This window comes from Symbiopectobacterium purcellii (assembly GCF_019797845.1).
GTDB lineage: Bacteria > Pseudomonadota > Gammaproteobacteria > Enterobacterales > Enterobacteriaceae > Symbiopectobacterium > Symbiopectobacterium purcellii.
Map to the genome: position 1 here is coordinate 437662 of NZ_CP081864.1, position 16028 is coordinate 453689.

Genomic DNA, 16028 nt, shown 5'->3' on the forward strand with positions numbered 1-16028 from the left:
CGGGATGCGCGATTAATGTAGCGTTGGTTTTTTCTTCTCCGGTGCGGTCTGTACCGGGCGTGTATATTCACTGTGGCAGAGAATGGCGGAAACTCTGACGTATTCGATGATTTCTTCCAGCGATTGCGCCAGCGCTTCCTGATCTTCATCTTCGTCATAGCCGAGTTGGGCAATATTGCGCAAATCGTCGATGGCTTCTTTCAGCTCGCCCTGCGCCTTGCTCAGGCGCGGCTGAACCACGCCCAGCCCGAGCAGAAAGTGGTTGACCCAGCCGGCCAGCGCGTCGGCACGATCAAACACGCTCACGGCGGTGTTGTCGTCATCCGGCAGCAGCAGTTGGAATTCAAATTCACTCTCTTCCAGCGCTTCTTTGGTGACCTGATACAGCGTTTGCAGCGGCTGAGAAACCAGGTGAGAAAACGCCAGGCCATCGTTTGTCAGCTCGTGTAACAACGTTTTCCAGCTGTCATCAGTGTTGCCCCCGCACAGGATACCGCTGATAAGCCCGTGCATTTCCGCTGCCGTCAGTGCAACTTGTTGCTGTGTCAGGAGCGCGTCTAGGGTTTCATAGCCGGGATACGTGGTTTCTATGGACATGTGCTTTGTTCATCGTTGGCGGGTTGGTATCGTGTTATGCTACCACCAAGCTCGGCTGCTATGCCAGAAAGGGCTTGTTTCTTCTATGTTGAGTTATTATAGTGGCGCCCGCGTTAAGGGGCTGTAGCCAGTCCGTGATATGAATTTTTTCTGCGGCGCAGAAAACGAAATGAGGCAGGAAAGGGGCATGTCTGCACAACCAGTAGATATTCAAATCTTTGGCCGTTCGTTAAGAGTCAATTGTCCGCCGGAACAACAGGAAGCGTTGAATCAGGCTGCGGAAGATCTTAACCAGCGGTTGCAGGATCTTAAAGTACGCACACGCGTGACCAACACGGAACAATTGGTGTTTATCGCTGCACTGAACGTGTGTCATGAATTGGCGCAAGAGCGTCTGAAAACGCGCGATTACGCGGCGAATATGGAGCAGCGCATCCGCATGTTGCAGCAGACCATTGAGCAGGCATTGCTGGAGCAAGGGCGCATCAGCGAGCGTCAGGGTACGCCTTTCGAGTGAGTCGAGAGGGGCTGGCGTTTTGGTTTTTTAAATCGATTTTTGTTAGTTGCCCGATGTTTTTCGCTATAAAGCGTGATAGAGTTATTCACGAGTAAAGAATAAAATTTCTCTGAGGTGTTTGTCTGCGGGTCAGTCCCCTGAGCCGATATTTCAAACCAACAGAATGTAACGCTCCGCAGCCGGTGAGCATGATCGGTTCGTCCGAGAAGCCTTATGGTTGCGACGGTATGTTCACCTTGAACCAAGGGTTCAAGGGTTACCACCTGCGGCGGCATCTCGGAGATCCCCTCTCTCCTTTCTTTTCCCTGTTATTGCCTATGACTTCTACGTCCATGCCCGTTTCGCCACAGCAACAGCGTCAGGCCATGCGCGATCGTGTGCGCCAATTGCGCCGAGCCCTTACGCAGGAGCAACAAACCCGGTTTGCCAGTCAGATTGCTGAACGCGCGTTGGAACAACCCGAAGTGCAGCAGGCACAGCGGATTGCGCTGTTTTTATCGTTTGACGGTGAGTTGGATACCCAGCCGTTGATTGCCCGTCTGTGGCAGCAGGGAAAGGCGGTGTATCTGCCGGTACTGCACCCGTTTTCGCCGGGGCATTTGCTGTTTTTACACTACGATGCGCAGACACCGCTGGTGAAGAACCGTCTGAAGATCTTTGAGCCGCGTCTGGATGTGCGTCGCGTGTTGCCGCTAACCCAACTCGATGTGCTGTTTACGCCGCTGGTGGCGTTTGATGCGCAGGGACAACGTCTGGGCATGGGCGGTGGGTTTTATGACCGGACCTTACAGGGCTGGCAGCAGCGAGGGCCATACCCGATTGGCTTGGCACATGACTGCCAGCAGGTTGATGCCATCCCTAACGAAGCGTGGGACATCCCATTGCCCGCCATTCTGACACCCTCTCGCCGCTGGCAGTGGTGATTACAGCGTCGGCGTGTCCGGCCCGCCAGACGTACGGTGCGACAACATTTGCTGCACCAGTTCCACGCAACGCAGGAAGCGCGAGTCATAATCGGATTCGGTCACGTGTACGTAAGGGGCGTTATTCTTCACCAGCATGGTTTTGAGTAGCGTTTGGAATGCGCTACGTGCGGTACTGCTACCCAGACTGCGTAAACCATCAGCGACCCACGGCGTATTGTTCTCCAGCAGGATCACCAGATCAAACCGATATTCGTCAATCAACGCCTGGACAAAGGGGTGTTCGCGCCCTTCATACTGCTTGCAAAATGCCTGAGTGGTGATGAAATCGGTATCGATAAAGGCCACTTTATTGGCATATTTTACCGCAAAATCAATGTATTGAGCTTGCCCTAGCGCGATTTTGTCGTAGTCGGAATATTGCAGCGCCATCTCGTCGCCGCCCAGATGGGAAAAAACATAGTCCCGGCCAAACTCCCAGGCGCTGGTGGTGTTGAAGATATTGGCGAGCTTGTTGACCAGCGTCGATTTACCGCTGGATTCACCGCCGAGAATGGCGACGGTGCGCACGAAAAAGGGTTTCACTTCGGTGGGAATATAATCCCAATAGCGGAACGGATCGTGGCGGATCTGTGCGCCGCTGATGTTCATAAATGAGCGTTCTGGGTCAACCAATACCGCGTCGATGCCCAACTGTTCCCGATACTGCGGGGCATCTTTGGCTTCGCTGGTGTAGACAAAGTTGGGTTCAATAGCCTTTTCTTGCATAAAGGCTTTGATGCCGCGACTCCAAATATCCCAACCGTGCGGGTAAGGCTCCATACCTTCTTCGTTAAAGGCGTGAATGCGGATATTTTTCTGATATTTAAAGGTTTGTAGCAGCCAACGCAGACGATCGCTCACGGTGGGTTGCTGCGACATGGCGCTGTGTTCAAACAGCAGACGGTCACGCGATTCGTCGTAACCCAGGATCACATGCAATTCATCAACCTGACTACAGGCGCGTTGGATCAGATAGATATGGCCGGTATGTAGCGGGTAAAATTTGCCGAACACGACCCCGATGGTTTTATCGTGGCGAGGAAACTCCAGTTCCAGAAAGCGGTGCAGTGCTTCCAGCTTTTGAGCGCTGGGGTTTTTGATCTTGGCATTCAGTAACTGGCTGAGATAGCCCTTGGTCATGCCGGTTGCGTCAGCAACCTGCTGAAGGGTACACCCTTTCTTGCGGATGGCGGGTTTCAGGTAATCAAAAGATGACATTGTCAGGCTCTCTTGGTTTAGCACGTGTGTTTAGCATGCTAAACCAAGATACCACAAGCATCCTCAACCTGCGCGCATGTTCCCGCAGGTTAGGCGTTAAAGATCGTCGAGGATCGCCAGCGCGTCAGTCAGCTTTTTCACGCCAAACACCTGCATGTTGGCGGGCGGGCGTTTTGGCGCATTGGCATGCGGCACAATGGCGCGTTTGAAGCCGTGTTTGGCCGCTTCGGAAATTCGCTCCTGGCCGCTGGGCACAGGCCTTATCTCGCCGGATAACCCCACTTCGCCGAACACCACCAGATCTTGAGGTAGCGGCCTGTCGCGCAGGCTGGACACCAGCGATAACAGCAGTGCCAGGTCGGCGCTGGTTTCGGTGACTTTTACGCCACCGACCACGTTCACGAACACATCCTGATCCGCCATTTGCAGCCCGCCGTGGCGGTGTAGCACGGCGAGCAGGAGCGCCAGTCGGTTCTGTTCCAGGCCGACGGCGACGCGACGCGGGTTAGCCATCATCGAGTGATCCACCAGCGCCTGAATCTCGACCAACAGTGGACGCGTGCCTTCCCACACCACCATAACGGAGCTGCCGGACATGACTTCATCACCCCGGCTGAGAAAAATGGCCGAAGGGTTGCTGACTTCGCGCAATCCCTGCTCGGTCATGGCGAACACCCCCAATTCGTTGACGGCACCGAAACGGTTTTTGTGGCTGCGTAGGGTGCGAAAACGGGAATCGGCATCACCGTCGAGCAGCACAGAGCAGTCAATGCAGTGCTCCAGCACCTTGGGACCCGCCAATGAACCATCTTTGGTGACGTGGCCCACCATCACGATAGCGACACCGCGCGTTTTGGCAAAGCGGGTGAGATAGGCGGCGGTTTCCCGCACTTGTGCCACGCTGCCGGGGGAGGATTGGATATCGGCCAGATGCATCACCTGAATCGAGTCGATCACCATCAGCCTGGGCTGTTCCTGTTCGGCAATCAGGCAGATTTGCTCGATGCTGGTTTCGGACAGCATGTTGAGATGCTGGGTCGGCAGGCCCAAGCGGTGTGCACGCATCGCCACCTGCTGTAGCGACTCTTCGCCGGTGACGTACAGGGTTTTCATCTGCTCGGAAAGTTTGCACAGGGTTTGCAGCAGCAGGGTGCTTTTCCCCGCGCCGGGGTTGCCACCGATCAGAATGGCGCTGCCGGGCACCACGCCGCCGCCCAGCACGCGATCGAACTCGCTAAAGCCGGTGGAAAAACGCGGCAGCGCTTCCAGGCTGATGTCAGACAGCTTTTGTACCCGACTGATGCCCTCATGATCGCCTGCATAGCCGGTGCGGCGATCGGTGCGGGACGTCGCTGCGGCGGCCAGCCGCACTTCGGTAATGGTGTTCCAGGCGTTGCAGGCGCTACATTGGCCCTGCCAGCGTGGGTAGTCGGCACCACATTCGTTGCAAACGAAGGCGCGTTTAACGGCTTTTGCCACGGTTCACCTCACTGCTGTTAGCGTTTTTCGTGCCGCAGGCTGCCGCTCAGTACGCACATGACGCCGGTTAAATCGGCGTGGCGGATGCTGACGGGCGCCTGCTCATTCACTTTGGGTTTGGCATGATAGGCGATGCCGAGTCCGGATGCCTTGATCATCACCAGATCGTTGGCCCCGTCACCGATGGCAATGGTCTGCTCTTCGGGGATCGCCAACTGTTCCGCCAGTTGGCGCAGGGTTTTGGCTTTGTATTTGGCATCGACAATCGGACCTATCACTTCGCCGGTCAGCTTACCGTCGCGCAGGCCCATTTCGTTAGCCACGGCCGCCACCAGGCCGAGCTTCTCTTTCAGATGATCGGCGAAATAGGTGAAGCCGCCGGAGGCGATAGCGACGTGCCAGCCCGCAGCCTGTAACTGCTCAACCATGTAGGTCAGCCCCGGCATCAGCGGCAGGTTTTTACGCACTTTTTGCAGGATATCAGCATCGGCCCCCTTCAGGGTGCCCACGCGCTCACGCAGACTGGCGGAGAAATCCAGCTCACCGCGCATCGCCCGCTCGGTGATCGCCGCCACCTTCTCTCCGGTGCCGGCCAGTTTGGCGATTTCATCAATACACTCAATCTGGATGGCGGTGGAATCCATGTCCATCACCAGCAAACCGGGCGCACGCAGCGTCGGGGTGTTGCACATCGGGGCCACATCCATCCCCAGTTCATGGGCCAGTTTGGTGGCGCGCGGCGTGAGCGAACCGGCCAAACGCACCACCTGATAATCTTCCACGTTCCAGGCGCTGACGATCACCATTGCTGCACCGAGCTTGCGCTGGTAACGCGAGAGCAGGTTTTTATCCAATACATCGCCGTACAGCAGCCAGCCGGTGTCCCCCGCGCGGTAGTCGAGCGGCATCAGTTCATCACCGCTGAGTGATAACGGCAGTCCCGGCCAACAGTTAATCTCGTTAGGGAGATCGCGGTAGGTCTGACTATTCGGCATGGGGCATCCTCTTCTGGCAAAAATAGCGCGTACTGACGCGGGTAAACATAACAGAACATCACTCAGAAAACAGGGCAACAAGCTATCCTATCGCTATCGCTTCTGGCAACATGAAAGTATGCAAATCGCTCAGGGATTCTCATGGTCCACACCCGGTTAAAATTCCGCTTACACCGCACCGCTATTGTGCTGATCTGCCTGGCGCTGCTGGTCGCATTGATGCAGGGGGCGTCCTATTTCAGCTTGAGTCATCAAATGGCGCGTTCCGAGCAGGTTGAAGACATTGCGCGCACGCTGGCGCGGCAGGTGGCGTTCAGCCTGACGCCGCTGATGGAAAGCAACGATGATAACAGCCAGAAAATCAGCACGATGCTGGCGCAGTTAACGCAAAATAGCCGCATTCTTGACGCCGCACTCTATCAGCAAGACGGTTCATTGATTGCCCGCACCGGGGAAGAGGTTGTGGTGCGCGACCGGCTGGCGTTGGATGGCAAGCGGGTGGGGAGCTATTTCAACCACCAGATTGTGCAACCCATCAACGGCAAGGATGGCCCGATCGGGTTTCTGCGCATGACGCTCGATACCCACGTGTTGGCAACCGAAGCCAAGCAGGTCGACAATACTACCAATATTTTGCGCCTGATGATTCTGCTGGCATTAGCGATTGGTATTATTCTGGCCCGCACCCTGTTGCAGCATCGCCGAAGCCGCTGGCAGCAGTCGCCCTATCTGCTCACCGCCAACACGCCAGTGAAGGAAGATGACGAGAATACCTCAGCGTCTGGGCCGGAAGAGAATACGGACAAGCCTGAGTCATAACCCTATACCCGTCATACTTCAAGCTGCAGGTGTGTTGGCTGCGTTCACTCACTCGGATTACTTACCTGAGTAAGCCCATCGAGATGGATGAATCTCATTCCTGAGATTCATCCTACGAGCCAGCGCAGGCGCTGTTCAAATCTGTTTCAGACAGATTTGCTCTTCACTTGCCGGCCTTCCTGCAACTCGAATTATTTAGGGTATAGATCAGTAACGGTGGCGCGCGTTATGGCGTGCTGCCGTGCCACCTCCCGTCTTTTGGTTCCCATTTCCACCTTATTGGTATAATACATTTCTCATTAATTACGTGTTTATCGGATACGTTACATTTATTTTTGTGACTTTAATCACGCCAGTGCGCGAGTCATTTTCCCCTTAAAAAAAATTTCAATCTTCATCACAGTTTTTGGCGCATTACGGGCGCTTAATTGGTATGACATGTTTTGTTGTGGTCATGTATGTAGAAAAGAAATGTCTGACTAATTTTGCTTTTTTATTGAATGTTGACGGGGAAAATATGAATTTCATTATTGAGGCGCTGCCCATTATATGGGTGGCTCTGGGCGTCGTTTTGTTGTTAATTTTAAATATGAAATTTAAAATTAACGGGATGTTGGCACTGCTGCTGGCAGCGATGTTTGTTGGTGTGTGTGAAGGGTTACCACTTGAGGCAATTGGTAAATCGATTGAAAACGGCGTCGGCAGTACGCTGGGGCATCTGGCATTAATTATCCTGTTCGGTGCCATTCTGGGTAAATTGATGGTGGATTCCGGTGCAGCGCAGCGGGTCTCATCAACGTTACTGAAAAGATTCGGGCCGCAGAAAGTCCAATGGGCTATCTTGGTTATTGGATTGATTTTCGGTCTGGCCATGTTCTATGAAGTGGCCTTCCTGATTTTGGCACCTTTGGTTATCAGTATTGCCCGAGAAGCAAAAATCCCTTTCCTGAAATTGGGTATCACCATGGTTGCCGCCGCAACCACAGCGCACAGTCTTTTCCCACCTCAGCCTGGTCCCACGGCGCTGGTGACCGCATTCCATGCGGATATGGGGATGGTTTATATTTACGGGATTATCGTTGCACGGGATTATCGTTGCCGTTCCTACCGTGATTTGCTCGGGCATCCTGTTGCCCAAACTGCTGGGCAATTTGGATCGTCCCATTCCTGAGTTATTAGAATCGCAAAAGGTATTTTCTGATGATGAGATGCCAAGCTTTGCGGTGAGCCTGTTGGTGCCATTGATCCCAGCGATTATTATTACCGGTGTTACGGTACTGAAGCTGTTTATTGCTAAAAACAGCGTGGTGCTGCCTTTCCTTAATTTTATCGGCAGTGCGCAAATCAGTATGCTGATTGCGGTATTAGTCAGCCTGTTTGCCTTTGGCGTTAATCGCGGCAGAAGTATGTCCGACGTAATGAAATCCTATACCGTTGCCATTGAAAAAGTGGCGATGGTGGTGTTTATCATTGGTGCGGGCGGTGCGTTTAAACAAATTATCATGGACACCGGCGTCGGCGATTATATTGCGGATATGATGCGCACGTCATCGGTATCACCGCTGATCATGGCCTGGTTTATCACCGTATTGCTGCGTCTTGCTACCGGCGCCGGTACCGTTTCCGCCATCACGGCGGCTGGGATCGTCGGCCCGATGATCACTACCTTTAACGTCAACCCGGCGCTGATGGTACTCGCTACCGCTTCAGGGAGTAACACGCTGACTCACGTTAACGATGCCGCGTTCTGGTTGTTTAAAGAGTATTTTGGGCTGTCGATTAAAGACACCTTCAAAACGTGGGGGCTGTTGGAGCTGACCAACTCGGTGGTGGGATTACTGATCGTGCTGCTGCTTTCGCTGGTGGTATAACCTGTTCCACGTATAGCGATTATTTCAGGCCCGCCGGTGCGGGCCTTTTTGTTGCCTATTCCTCAGCGTTTGCGCGCCACGATAAACAGGCGTGGGAACGCCAGCAGGCGTTTACCGTCAGCGTGTGGCGGGTAGGCCGTTTCTAACTGTTGGCGATAGCTATCAAGGAAGGCGGCCTGTTCGACATCGTCAAGTGGCGCAAGGAAAGGGCGCAGGCCGGTGGCGCGTAGCCAATCGACAATCGCCTGGGCGTCGTCCATCGGGTGATAGTAGGTGGTGCGCCACAGATCGACATCGCAACCGGCATTCGTCAGCAGGTCGTAATAGGCGCTGCTGGTGAGCAGGCGTTGGCGCACACTGTCGGTATCGCCAATCTTATCGCGCCAACTTCCCTGTTCGGCCACCGCACGCATCAGTCGGTGGCTGGGTTCGTCCAAATTATCCGGCATCTGTACCCCCAGTATGCCCCCCTGCGCCAACTGCCGTGCCAGGTGCGCAAACAGCTGTGCGTGCTCCGGCACCCATTGCAACGAGGCGTTGGCATAGATCACATCCTGTGGCTGCGCGGGCTGCCAGGTAGCAATATCCGCTTGCTCAAACTGCTGCTGTGGCAGGCGTTCGCGTGCCTGTGCCAGCATGGCTGCCGAGGTATCGACACCGGTCACCGTCGCGTGCGGTCACGCCTGCGCTAACAACTCAGTGCTGTTACCCGGCCCACAGCCCAGATCGCTGACGGTGTGGGGATTCGGATGGGCAATGCGGGCAACCAATTCCTGCGCCGGGCGGGTGCGTTGGTTGGCAAAGCGTAAATAGAGCGCGGGGTTCCAATCTTTCATCGTTGCTCCTGATGGGTCGCTGACGGGGCTGGGTGAAAACAGCATGCCAGATTTCTTTCACTGGAGCTTGTGGGGATACGTTGCCTTTTATTTCCAGCGTATTGCGTGAATATGCGCCGATTGATTGTGTCTCACCCACAAATCAGGGAAAATACCCGGCTAATACGTTTTTTTCCCACTTTGCCTGACGCTAACATCCTGATGCCGATGCTCTCGCCGGGTGGTTAACATAAGAAACCTGAAAATCATGTCTCCAAGTGAATACGCCCGCGAAGTTGCGAAACGCAGAACGTTCGCCATTATCTCTCACCCCGATGCCGGTAAAACCACCATTACCGAAAAGGTGCTGCTGTTCGGACAGGCCATTCAGACCGCTGGGACGGTGAAAGGGCGCGGCTCGAACCAGCACGCCAAGTCAGACTGGATGGAGATGGAAAAGCAGCGTGGTATCTCCATCACTACGTCAGTGATGCAGTTCCCGTATCGGGAGGCGTTGGTCAATCTGCTGGATACCCCAGGACACGAAGACTTCTCTGAAGATACTTACCGCACATTGACGGCGGTGGACTGTTGCCTGATGGTGATCGATGCGGCAAAAGGGGTGGAAGATCGTACCCGCAAGCTGATGGAAGTGACGCGTCTGCGTGATACGCCGATCCTGACGTTCATGAATAAGCTTGACCGTGATATCCGCGATCCCATGGAAGTGCTGGATGAGGTCGAGAGTGAACTGAAAATCGACTGTGCGCCGATCACCTGGCCGATTGGCTGCGGTAAGCTGTTCAAGGGCGTTTACCACCTGTATAAAGACGAAACCTACCTTTACCAGACCGGGAAGGGCCACACGATTCAGGAAGTGCGCATCGTCAAAGGCTTGAATAACCCGGATCTGGATAAAGCCGTCGGTGAAGATCTTGCCGCACAGCTGCGTGAGGAGCTGGAGTTGGTGCAGGGCGCTTCTCATGAGTTTGAGCTGGAGGCTTTCCTGTCTGGTGCGTTGACACCGGTGTTCTTTGGCACTGCGCTGGGCAACTTCGGCGTTGATCACATGTTGGATGGACTGGTTGCCTGGGCGCCTGCGCCGATGCCGCGCAATACCGACACCCGTACCGTTACCGCACAGGAAGAGAAGTTCACCGGCTTCGTGTTCAAGATTCAGGCGAACATGGACCCTAAACACCGCGACCGCGTGGCTTTTATGCGCGTAGTGTCCGGCAAGTATGAAAAGAGCATGAAGCTGCGTCAGGTGCGTACCGGCAAGGATGTAGTCATTTCCGACGCGCTGACCTTTATGGCGGGTGATCGTTCCCATGTGGAAGAGGCATTCCCCGGCGATATCATCGGGTTGCATAACCACGGCACCATCCAGATTGGTGATACCTTCACGCAAGGTGAAGAAATGAAATTCACTGGTATCCCGAACTTTGCGCCGGAACTGTTCCGCCGTATCCGTCTGCGCGATCCGTTAAAGCAGAAACAGTTGCTTAAAGGGCTGGTGCAGCTTTCGGAAGAGGGCGCAGTACAGGTGTTCCGTCCGCTGGCCAACAACGATTTGATTGTCGGGGCCGTCGGGGTGTTGCAGTTTGACGTGGTGGTGGCGCGCCTGAAGTCAGAGTACAACGTGGAGGCCATCTATGAATCGGTCAACGTATCCACTGCGCGTTGGGTAGAGTGTGCTGATGCGAAGAAATTTGAAGAGTTCAAGCGTAAGAACGAATTGCATCTGGCGCTCGATGGCGGTGACAACCTGGCTTATGTGGCGCCGACCATGGTGAACTTGAATTTGACGCAGGAACGCTACCCGGACGTCACCTTCTTCAAAACCCGCGAGCACTGATTTTCCCGCGAGAGCGGTGTGGTCGGTTAAAAAACCGGCGTTTAAAAGGATTCGGGCATCGTGTCCGGCTTTTTAAACGCCGGTTTTATTTTGTTTTTATTTATCAATTGGTTAGTCTGATTTTATTCGGTTTTTACCCACCTTTTTTTCCCACGGACAAATCCGAAATGCCGCCGTTAGGGGACTTTTCCGCCCTATTCCGCTAGGAATCGTCGTTCCATGCACTATAGTTAATATCGCGTTAACAATTAGTGAGTTTCACTGCTGGTGGCAAAACATGTAGTGTGTTATATCGACTACGTGATATTTGGTAACGTTAAACGCTTGTTTCTTGCTGCGTTGCATTGAGTACCAACACCAGCGTGATTGATGTCCGCGTGGACCCTAGCAAAAGGAAATAATCGATGAAAAACATCCTTAACGCAAAAACGATGATGGCTGTTGTACTGGGTACTCTGCTGACGGCGGGGAATGCACTGGCAGAAGAGACGCTGGGGCAGAAAGTGCAGCAGGCGGCGACAACCACGGGCGCAAAGATTGACAGTTCTCTCCAGAAAGCTTCTGGGTATATGGACGACAGCACCGTCACCGCCAAGGTGAAAAGTGCCCTGATGGATGACAAGGGGATCGAGAGCGGAGATATCTCCGTCTCGACCACCAAAGGCGTGGTTACGCTGACCGGCTTTGTTCCTAGCCAGGCTGTGGCGGCACAGGCTGTAGCGGTGGCGACCAAGACCGAAGGCGTGCAGTCGGTAAGCGACAAACTGCAAATCAAGGATAATGCTACCCAGTCAGTGGGTTCTTATACCGATGATGCGGTTATCACCAGCAGCATCAAGGCCAAACTGCTGGCTGACAAAATCGTACCCTCGCGCCACGTGAAAGTGGAAACCCAGGAAGGGGTGGTGCAACTGAGCGGTAACGTGAAAAACACTGCGCAGTCAGCGCGCGCAGAGAGTATCGCTAAGGCAGTATCCGGTGTGAAAAGCGTTAAAAACGATCTGACCGTCACCCATTAACGGGCCTCTACCCTAAATAATTCGAGTTGCAGGACAAAACGTTTACGTTTTGAACAGCGCTTGCGCTGGCCCTTTAGGGCGAGACACATTTATGAGTCTCGTAACGCGGCAAGTGAAGGAATCCCGATGAGCTTACTCAGGTAAGTGATTCATTCGGGTTAGTGAACGCAGCCAACGCACCTGCAGCTTGCAGTATGGCGGGTATATCGCCCTTTAATGCTCACGTAGTCGGCGGAGGGTAACCCTCCGCCATCCTCGAGCCAATTAGCACTTGGTGTCGTTAAAACACAATACAGGTGGAAACGCAGCGGTATGCGTAATTAACCTCAGGACGAGCGCCACTCACCCTCATTAAGGTAAGGAGAGCGTATGTTTCGTTGGGGCATTATTTTTCTGGTGATCGCACTCATTGCGGCGGCATTGGGATTCGGTGGACTGGCTGGTACCGCAGCGGGTGCGGCCAAAATTGTCTTTATTGTCGGGATCATCCTGTTTTTGGTCAGTCTGTTTGCGGGACGTAAGCGACCCTAGCTATACCCGTCATACTTCAAGTTACAGGTGTGTTGGCTACGTTCAGTTACCCGAATCACTTACCTGAGTAAGCTCATCGGGATTCCTTCACTAGCCGCGTTACGAGACTCATAAATGTGTCTCGCCCTAAAGGGCCAGCGCAAGCACTGTTCAAAACGTAAACGTTTTGTCCTGTAACTCGAATTATTTAGGGTATGGAAGTATCACAATCGCCATTTGTCTGAAATTTTAGCCTGCGCACGGGGTGTTAACGAAAATCAATCTGAACCATAATAAGATTGTCATCGTCACCCCGCATACTGTTTGCGATGCTTGCTGAACGTTGGTGTGATTACGGTGCGGTTTGTTCGGGAGGTTCGTGATGAATAGCGATATCGTGGTAGGTCGATGGAAGCAGTTGAGAGGGAACTTCTGGGCGCTGTGGGCCGAGTGGTTTGACAGCGATTGTGCCTGGCTGGAAAGTAACAATGATTATCTTGCCGGCATCTTGCAGGAAGATTACGGCCTGCAAGAGGGCGATGAGCTGTCTGATTCTATTGTGCAGGTGGGAAAAGGTTCGCCAACGCTGCACTGATTTAGCGCTTACTGATTTTAAGTTGCGCTTGTTTAACGTTGCACAAAGGCCGCGTTATACTAAGGCATGGATCATTTCCTCAGGCAGTTTTCCTTTATAGATACCCATTGTTACTTTGATTTTCCGCCGTTAAGCGAAAATGAAGTGGCAAGTATTGCGCTCGCCGCTACGGCCGGGGTAACGCATATCCTGGTGCCTGCGGTTGAGTCCCGCTATTTTGCGCGTATCACTGCACTTTCTCACACTCACCCATCGCTTTTTGCTGCGCTTGGCCTGCATCCACTCTACGTTGCTCATCATCAGGACAGCGATCTGGATCTGCTTGAACAACAACTACGCCAACGCGATGACAGGCTGATCGCGGTAGGGGAAATCGGGCTGGATCTGTATATGGCCGAGCCCCGTTTCGAACGCCAATGCGAACTTTTGCAAGCGCAACTGGCGTTGGCGAAGCGCTACGACTTACCGGTGATGCTGCACTCAAGACGTACACACGACCGTTTGGCACAGCTGTTGCGCCGTATCGATGTGCCGCGCAAAGGGGTGGTGCACGGATTTGCTGGCAGCGAGCAGCAGGCGCTGGCTTTTATCAAATTGGGTTACTGCATTGGTGTCGGTGGCACCATTACCTATCCACGCGCCAATAAAACCCGTCAGGCGATTTCCCGCCTTCCTCTCGACAGCCTGTTGCTGGAAACCGATGCGCCCGATATGCCGCTCAATGGTTTTCAGGGACAACCCAATCTCCCCGAGCGCGCGGCCAATGTGTTTCACACCCTGTGTGAGCTGCGTTCGGAGCCGCCCGAGGTGATAGCGGACGCGCTGTATCGCAACACCTGTCGCCTGTTTACCTTGCCCGGCATTCGCGCCGACGGCGGGGTTTCGAACACCGTTTCTCAAAGCGAGAAATAGCAATACCTTATCGCTACTCTCGTTAATAGTGCAAAAAATCGACGCTCTGCACCGTTATCGATCTTCTTCCCTGCACCGCTACATCGCGCGATTGCTCGCAAACACGCTGCGCGCATGGCCAATGGATAGCGATTTATTATTGCTCAATGCGCAACAACGGCAGCAGCGCGGCGGTTTCTCGTTTTGAGAAAGCAACTGTCTTAAATCAGTAACAAGCTGGTAACCCGGTTGGCGTCACTCTTGCAAAAACACCCTGAACCAGGATGAACGATGATCCTTGTATTCCTCCTTTTATTCATGGTGTGGAGAGTAACATGACGCGTTTACTTGCAAGACGGCTACAACAATATGTGTTCACGGCAGTGCTGATGGGAATGGCCGCCCAAAGTTACGCCGGGAAAGCCAATGATACGTTGGTCTATGCCTCTGACAGTGAGATTGAAAATGTCAGTCCCTATCACAATACCATGCGGGAAGGGGTGATCTTAGCCCATCTGGTGTGGAGCAACCTGGTTTACCGCGATCCGAAAACCGGTGAATACAAACCGGAACTGGCTACCGATTGGCAGTGGGAATCTCCGACTGCATTACTGATGCATTTACGCCAAGGGGTCAAATTTCATAATGGCGATGCTTTTACGGCGGATGACGTCGTCTATACCTTCGAACATATTGCCGGACCAAATACCGACTCGGTGGTGCCGCAAAGCGTGAACTGGATTGCGCGCACCGAAAAGGTGGATGATTACACGGTGCGCCTGCATTTAGCCAAACCGTTCCCGGCGGCGTTGGAGTATCTGTCCGGCCCGACACCTATCTTTCCTGCAAAGTATTTCCAGAGTGTGAAGCTGGCGGGCTTTAGCCGTGCGCCGATCGGCACCGGCCCGTATAAGGTGGTGCAGGTGATCCCCGGCCAGGGCGTTACCATGGAGAAAAACCCCGATTACTTCAAAGAGAGCCCCCTGGGCCAGCCTAAGATCGGCAAGCTGAATTTTGTGGTTATCCGCGATCCGGAAACCCGCCTGGCACAGTTGATAACTGGGCAGGTGGATTGGATCTGGCGCGTGCCTTCCGATCAGACGGAGGCGTTGTCTTCCATGCCAAATCTCGCAGTGAAAAGCGGTGAAACCATGCGTGTCGGCTTTGTGGCGATGAGCATTCACAGCGATTCGCCGGAAGGGAAGCCTTTTCAGGATGTACGTGTGCGTCAGGCGGTGAATTACGCCATCGATCGCCAAAGCATGGTGACCAATCTGGTGAAAGGCGGCAGTAAGCCAGTTTATACCGCTTGCTTCCGCGAGCAGGTCGCCTGTGATGCCAGCAAGGTGATCAATTACCCGTTTGATCCGCAAAAAGCCAAACAGCTGTTGGCAGAAGCGGGTTATCCCAACGGGTTTGATACGGATATCTGGGCCTACCGTGAACGTGATTATGCAGAGGCGATCATCGGCTATCTGCGTCAGGTTGGCATCCGCGCGCGACTGCATTACGTACAGTTTCCGGTGATGGCGGACGCGTTGATTTCCGGCAAAGCGCCCATGGCGTTCAATACCTGGGGCTCGTTCTCGATTAACGATGCTACTGCGTTCACCACGCCATACTTTGGCGGCAAGGGCAATGATATCTGGAAGGATCCTGATGTCACCAATACCTTGCTGAAGGCTGATGAAACCATCAACACCCAGGATCGCGCTGCGTTGTATGCCACCGCGTTGGGGCGTATCTCCTCTCAGGCTTATATTGCACCGTTGTTCTCCTACTCAACCCACTACGCCTTTACCTCCGATCTGAATTTTCAGGATTGGCCGGATGAACTGCCGCGCTTTGCCCTGTCCAGTTGGAAGTAATGCCTGCTACG

At 53.8% G+C, this 16028-nt stretch carries 13 protein-coding genes, 1 other RNA gene and 2 pseudogenes; 11 read left to right on the plus strand and 5 right to left on the minus strand.

The window, feature by feature from the left end:
- Window positions 1–12: 12 nt before the first annotated feature.
- Entirely contained in the window at window positions 13–597 is a 585-nt protein-coding gene (locus K6K13_RS01990) for a YecA/YgfB family protein (protein ID WP_222159326.1), read from the minus strand.
- Window positions 598–784: 187 nt separating this feature from the next.
- On the opposite strand from K6K13_RS01990, the gene zapA reads away from it, so the two are divergent.
- The 3 genes from zapA to K6K13_RS02005 all read left to right on the plus strand — a co-directional run bounded on the left by zapA (window position 785) and on the right by K6K13_RS02005 (window position 2037).
- The gene (gene zapA, locus K6K13_RS01995; RefSeq protein ID WP_195315702.1) at window positions 785–1114 is read left to right on the plus strand and encodes a cell division protein ZapA; all 330 of its coding nucleotides are present in this window, start codon (window positions 785–787) and stop codon (window positions 1112–1114) included.
- Between the two features lie 103 nt (window positions 1115–1217).
- A non-coding RNA gene (gene ssrS, locus K6K13_RS02000) (6S RNA) lies at window positions 1218–1401 on the plus strand.
- 30 nt (window positions 1402–1431) lie between these two features.
- Window positions 1432–2037 (plus strand): 5-formyltetrahydrofolate cyclo-ligase, encoded by a 606-nt coding sequence (locus K6K13_RS02005; RefSeq protein ID WP_222159327.1) that lies wholly within the window; start codon window positions 1432–1434, stop codon window positions 2035–2037.
- Here K6K13_RS02005 and nadR read toward each other — a convergent pair whose 3' ends face one another.
- The 3 genes from nadR to serB form a co-directional block, all read right to left on the minus strand.
- Entirely contained in the window at window positions 2038–3297 is a 1260-nt protein-coding gene (gene nadR / locus K6K13_RS02010; RefSeq protein ID WP_222159328.1) for a multifunctional transcriptional regulator/nicotinamide-nucleotide adenylyltransferase/ribosylnicotinamide kinase NadR, read from the minus strand. It abuts the gene before it with no gap.
- 96 nt (window positions 3298–3393) lie between these two features.
- Window positions 3394–4776: a DNA repair protein RadA gene (radA, locus tag K6K13_RS02015; RefSeq protein ID WP_222159329.1), complete on the minus strand. Its 1383-nt coding sequence runs from the start codon at window positions 4774–4776 to the stop codon at window positions 3394–3396.
- 17 nt (window positions 4777–4793) lie between these two features.
- A complete protein-coding gene (gene serB / locus K6K13_RS02020; protein ID WP_222159330.1) occupies window positions 4794–5771 on the minus strand; it encodes a phosphoserine phosphatase in 978 nt (325 codons plus the stop codon).
- Between the two features lie 141 nt (window positions 5772–5912).
- Between serB and K6K13_RS02025 the strand changes: the two genes are divergently transcribed.
- Both K6K13_RS02025 and K6K13_RS02030 read left to right on the plus strand, forming a co-directional pair.
- Window positions 5913–6590 (plus strand): YtjB family periplasmic protein, encoded by a 678-nt coding sequence (locus tag K6K13_RS02025; RefSeq protein ID WP_222159331.1) that lies wholly within the window; start codon window positions 5913–5915, stop codon window positions 6588–6590.
- A 529-nt stretch (window positions 6591–7119) separates the two neighbouring features.
- Window positions 7120–8461, plus strand: a pseudogene (locus tag K6K13_RS02030) (gluconate:H+ symporter).
- 62 nt (window positions 8462–8523) lie between these two features.
- On the opposite strand, the pseudogene tam reads toward K6K13_RS02030, so the two are convergent.
- Window positions 8524–9297: pseudogene (gene tam, locus K6K13_RS02035) on the minus strand (trans-aconitate 2-methyltransferase).
- Between the two features lie 247 nt (window positions 9298–9544).
- Between tam and prfC the strand changes: the two are divergent.
- The 6 genes from prfC (at window position 9545) to K6K13_RS02065 (ending at window position 16017) form a co-directional block, all read left to right on the plus strand.
- On the plus strand, window positions 9545–11134 hold the full coding sequence (gene prfC / locus K6K13_RS02040; protein ID WP_222159332.1) for a peptide chain release factor 3: 1590 nt from the start codon (window positions 9545–9547) through the stop codon (window positions 11132–11134).
- 404 nt (window positions 11135–11538) lie between these two features.
- Window positions 11539–12153: a molecular chaperone OsmY gene (gene osmY, locus K6K13_RS02045; protein WP_222159333.1), complete on the plus strand. Its 615-nt coding sequence runs from the start codon at window positions 11539–11541 to the stop codon at window positions 12151–12153.
- Between the two features lie 369 nt (window positions 12154–12522).
- Window positions 12523–12684, plus strand: a complete 162-nt coding sequence (locus K6K13_RS02050) for a DUF1328 domain-containing protein (RefSeq protein WP_196906570.1) — start codon at window positions 12523–12525, stop codon at window positions 12682–12684.
- Between the two features lie 361 nt (window positions 12685–13045).
- Window positions 13046–13258: a CsbD family protein gene (locus K6K13_RS02055; protein ID WP_222159334.1), complete on the plus strand. Its 213-nt coding sequence runs from the start codon at window positions 13046–13048 to the stop codon at window positions 13256–13258.
- Window positions 13259–13324: 66 nt separating this feature from the next.
- Window positions 13325–14170: a TatD family hydrolase gene (locus K6K13_RS02060; protein ID WP_222159335.1), complete on the plus strand. Its 846-nt coding sequence runs from the start codon at window positions 13325–13327 to the stop codon at window positions 14168–14170.
- 314 nt (window positions 14171–14484) lie between these two features.
- Window positions 14485–16017, plus strand: a complete 1533-nt coding sequence (locus K6K13_RS02065) for an ABC transporter substrate-binding protein (RefSeq protein ID WP_222159336.1) — start codon at window positions 14485–14487, stop codon at window positions 16015–16017.
- Window positions 16018–16028: the final 11 nt, after the last annotated feature.

What these genes read in the sequence shown, in the direction of transcription:
- K6K13_RS02055 (WP_222159334.1), top strand. Translation starts at nt 13,046, where the DNA reads ATGAATAGCGATATCGTGGTAGGTCGATGGAAGCAGTTGAGAGGGAAC.
- osmY (WP_222159333.1), top strand. Translation starts at nt 11,539, where the DNA reads ATGAAAAACATCCTTAACGCAAAAACGATGATGGCTGTTGTACTGGGT.
- prfC (WP_222159332.1), top strand. Translation starts at nt 9,545, where the DNA reads ATGTCTCCAAGTGAATACGCCCGCGAAGTTGCGAAACGCAGAACGTTC.
- K6K13_RS02065 (WP_222159336.1), top strand. Translation starts at nt 14,485, where the DNA reads ATGACGCGTTTACTTGCAAGACGGCTACAACAATATGTGTTCACGGCA.
- serB (WP_222159330.1), bottom strand. Translation starts at nt 5,771, where the DNA reads ATGCCGAATAGTCAGACCTACCGCGATCTCCCTAACGAGATTAACTGT.
- K6K13_RS02060 (WP_222159335.1), top strand. Translation starts at nt 13,325, where the DNA reads ATGGATCATTTCCTCAGGCAGTTTTCCTTTATAGATACCCATTGTTAC.
- K6K13_RS02005 (WP_222159327.1), top strand. Translation starts at nt 1,432, where the DNA reads ATGACTTCTACGTCCATGCCCGTTTCGCCACAGCAACAGCGTCAGGCC.
- K6K13_RS02025 (WP_222159331.1), top strand. Translation starts at nt 5,913, where the DNA reads ATGGTCCACACCCGGTTAAAATTCCGCTTACACCGCACCGCTATTGTG.
- nadR (WP_222159328.1), bottom strand. Translation starts at nt 3,297, where the DNA reads ATGTCATCTTTTGATTACCTGAAACCCGCCATCCGCAAGAAAGGGTGT.
- K6K13_RS02050 (WP_196906570.1), top strand. Translation starts at nt 12,523, where the DNA reads ATGTTTCGTTGGGGCATTATTTTTCTGGTGATCGCACTCATTGCGGCG.
- K6K13_RS01990 (WP_222159326.1), bottom strand. Translation starts at nt 597, where the DNA reads ATGTCCATAGAAACCACGTATCCCGGCTATGAAACCCTAGACGCGCTC.
- zapA (WP_195315702.1), top strand. Translation starts at nt 785, where the DNA reads ATGTCTGCACAACCAGTAGATATTCAAATCTTTGGCCGTTCGTTAAGA.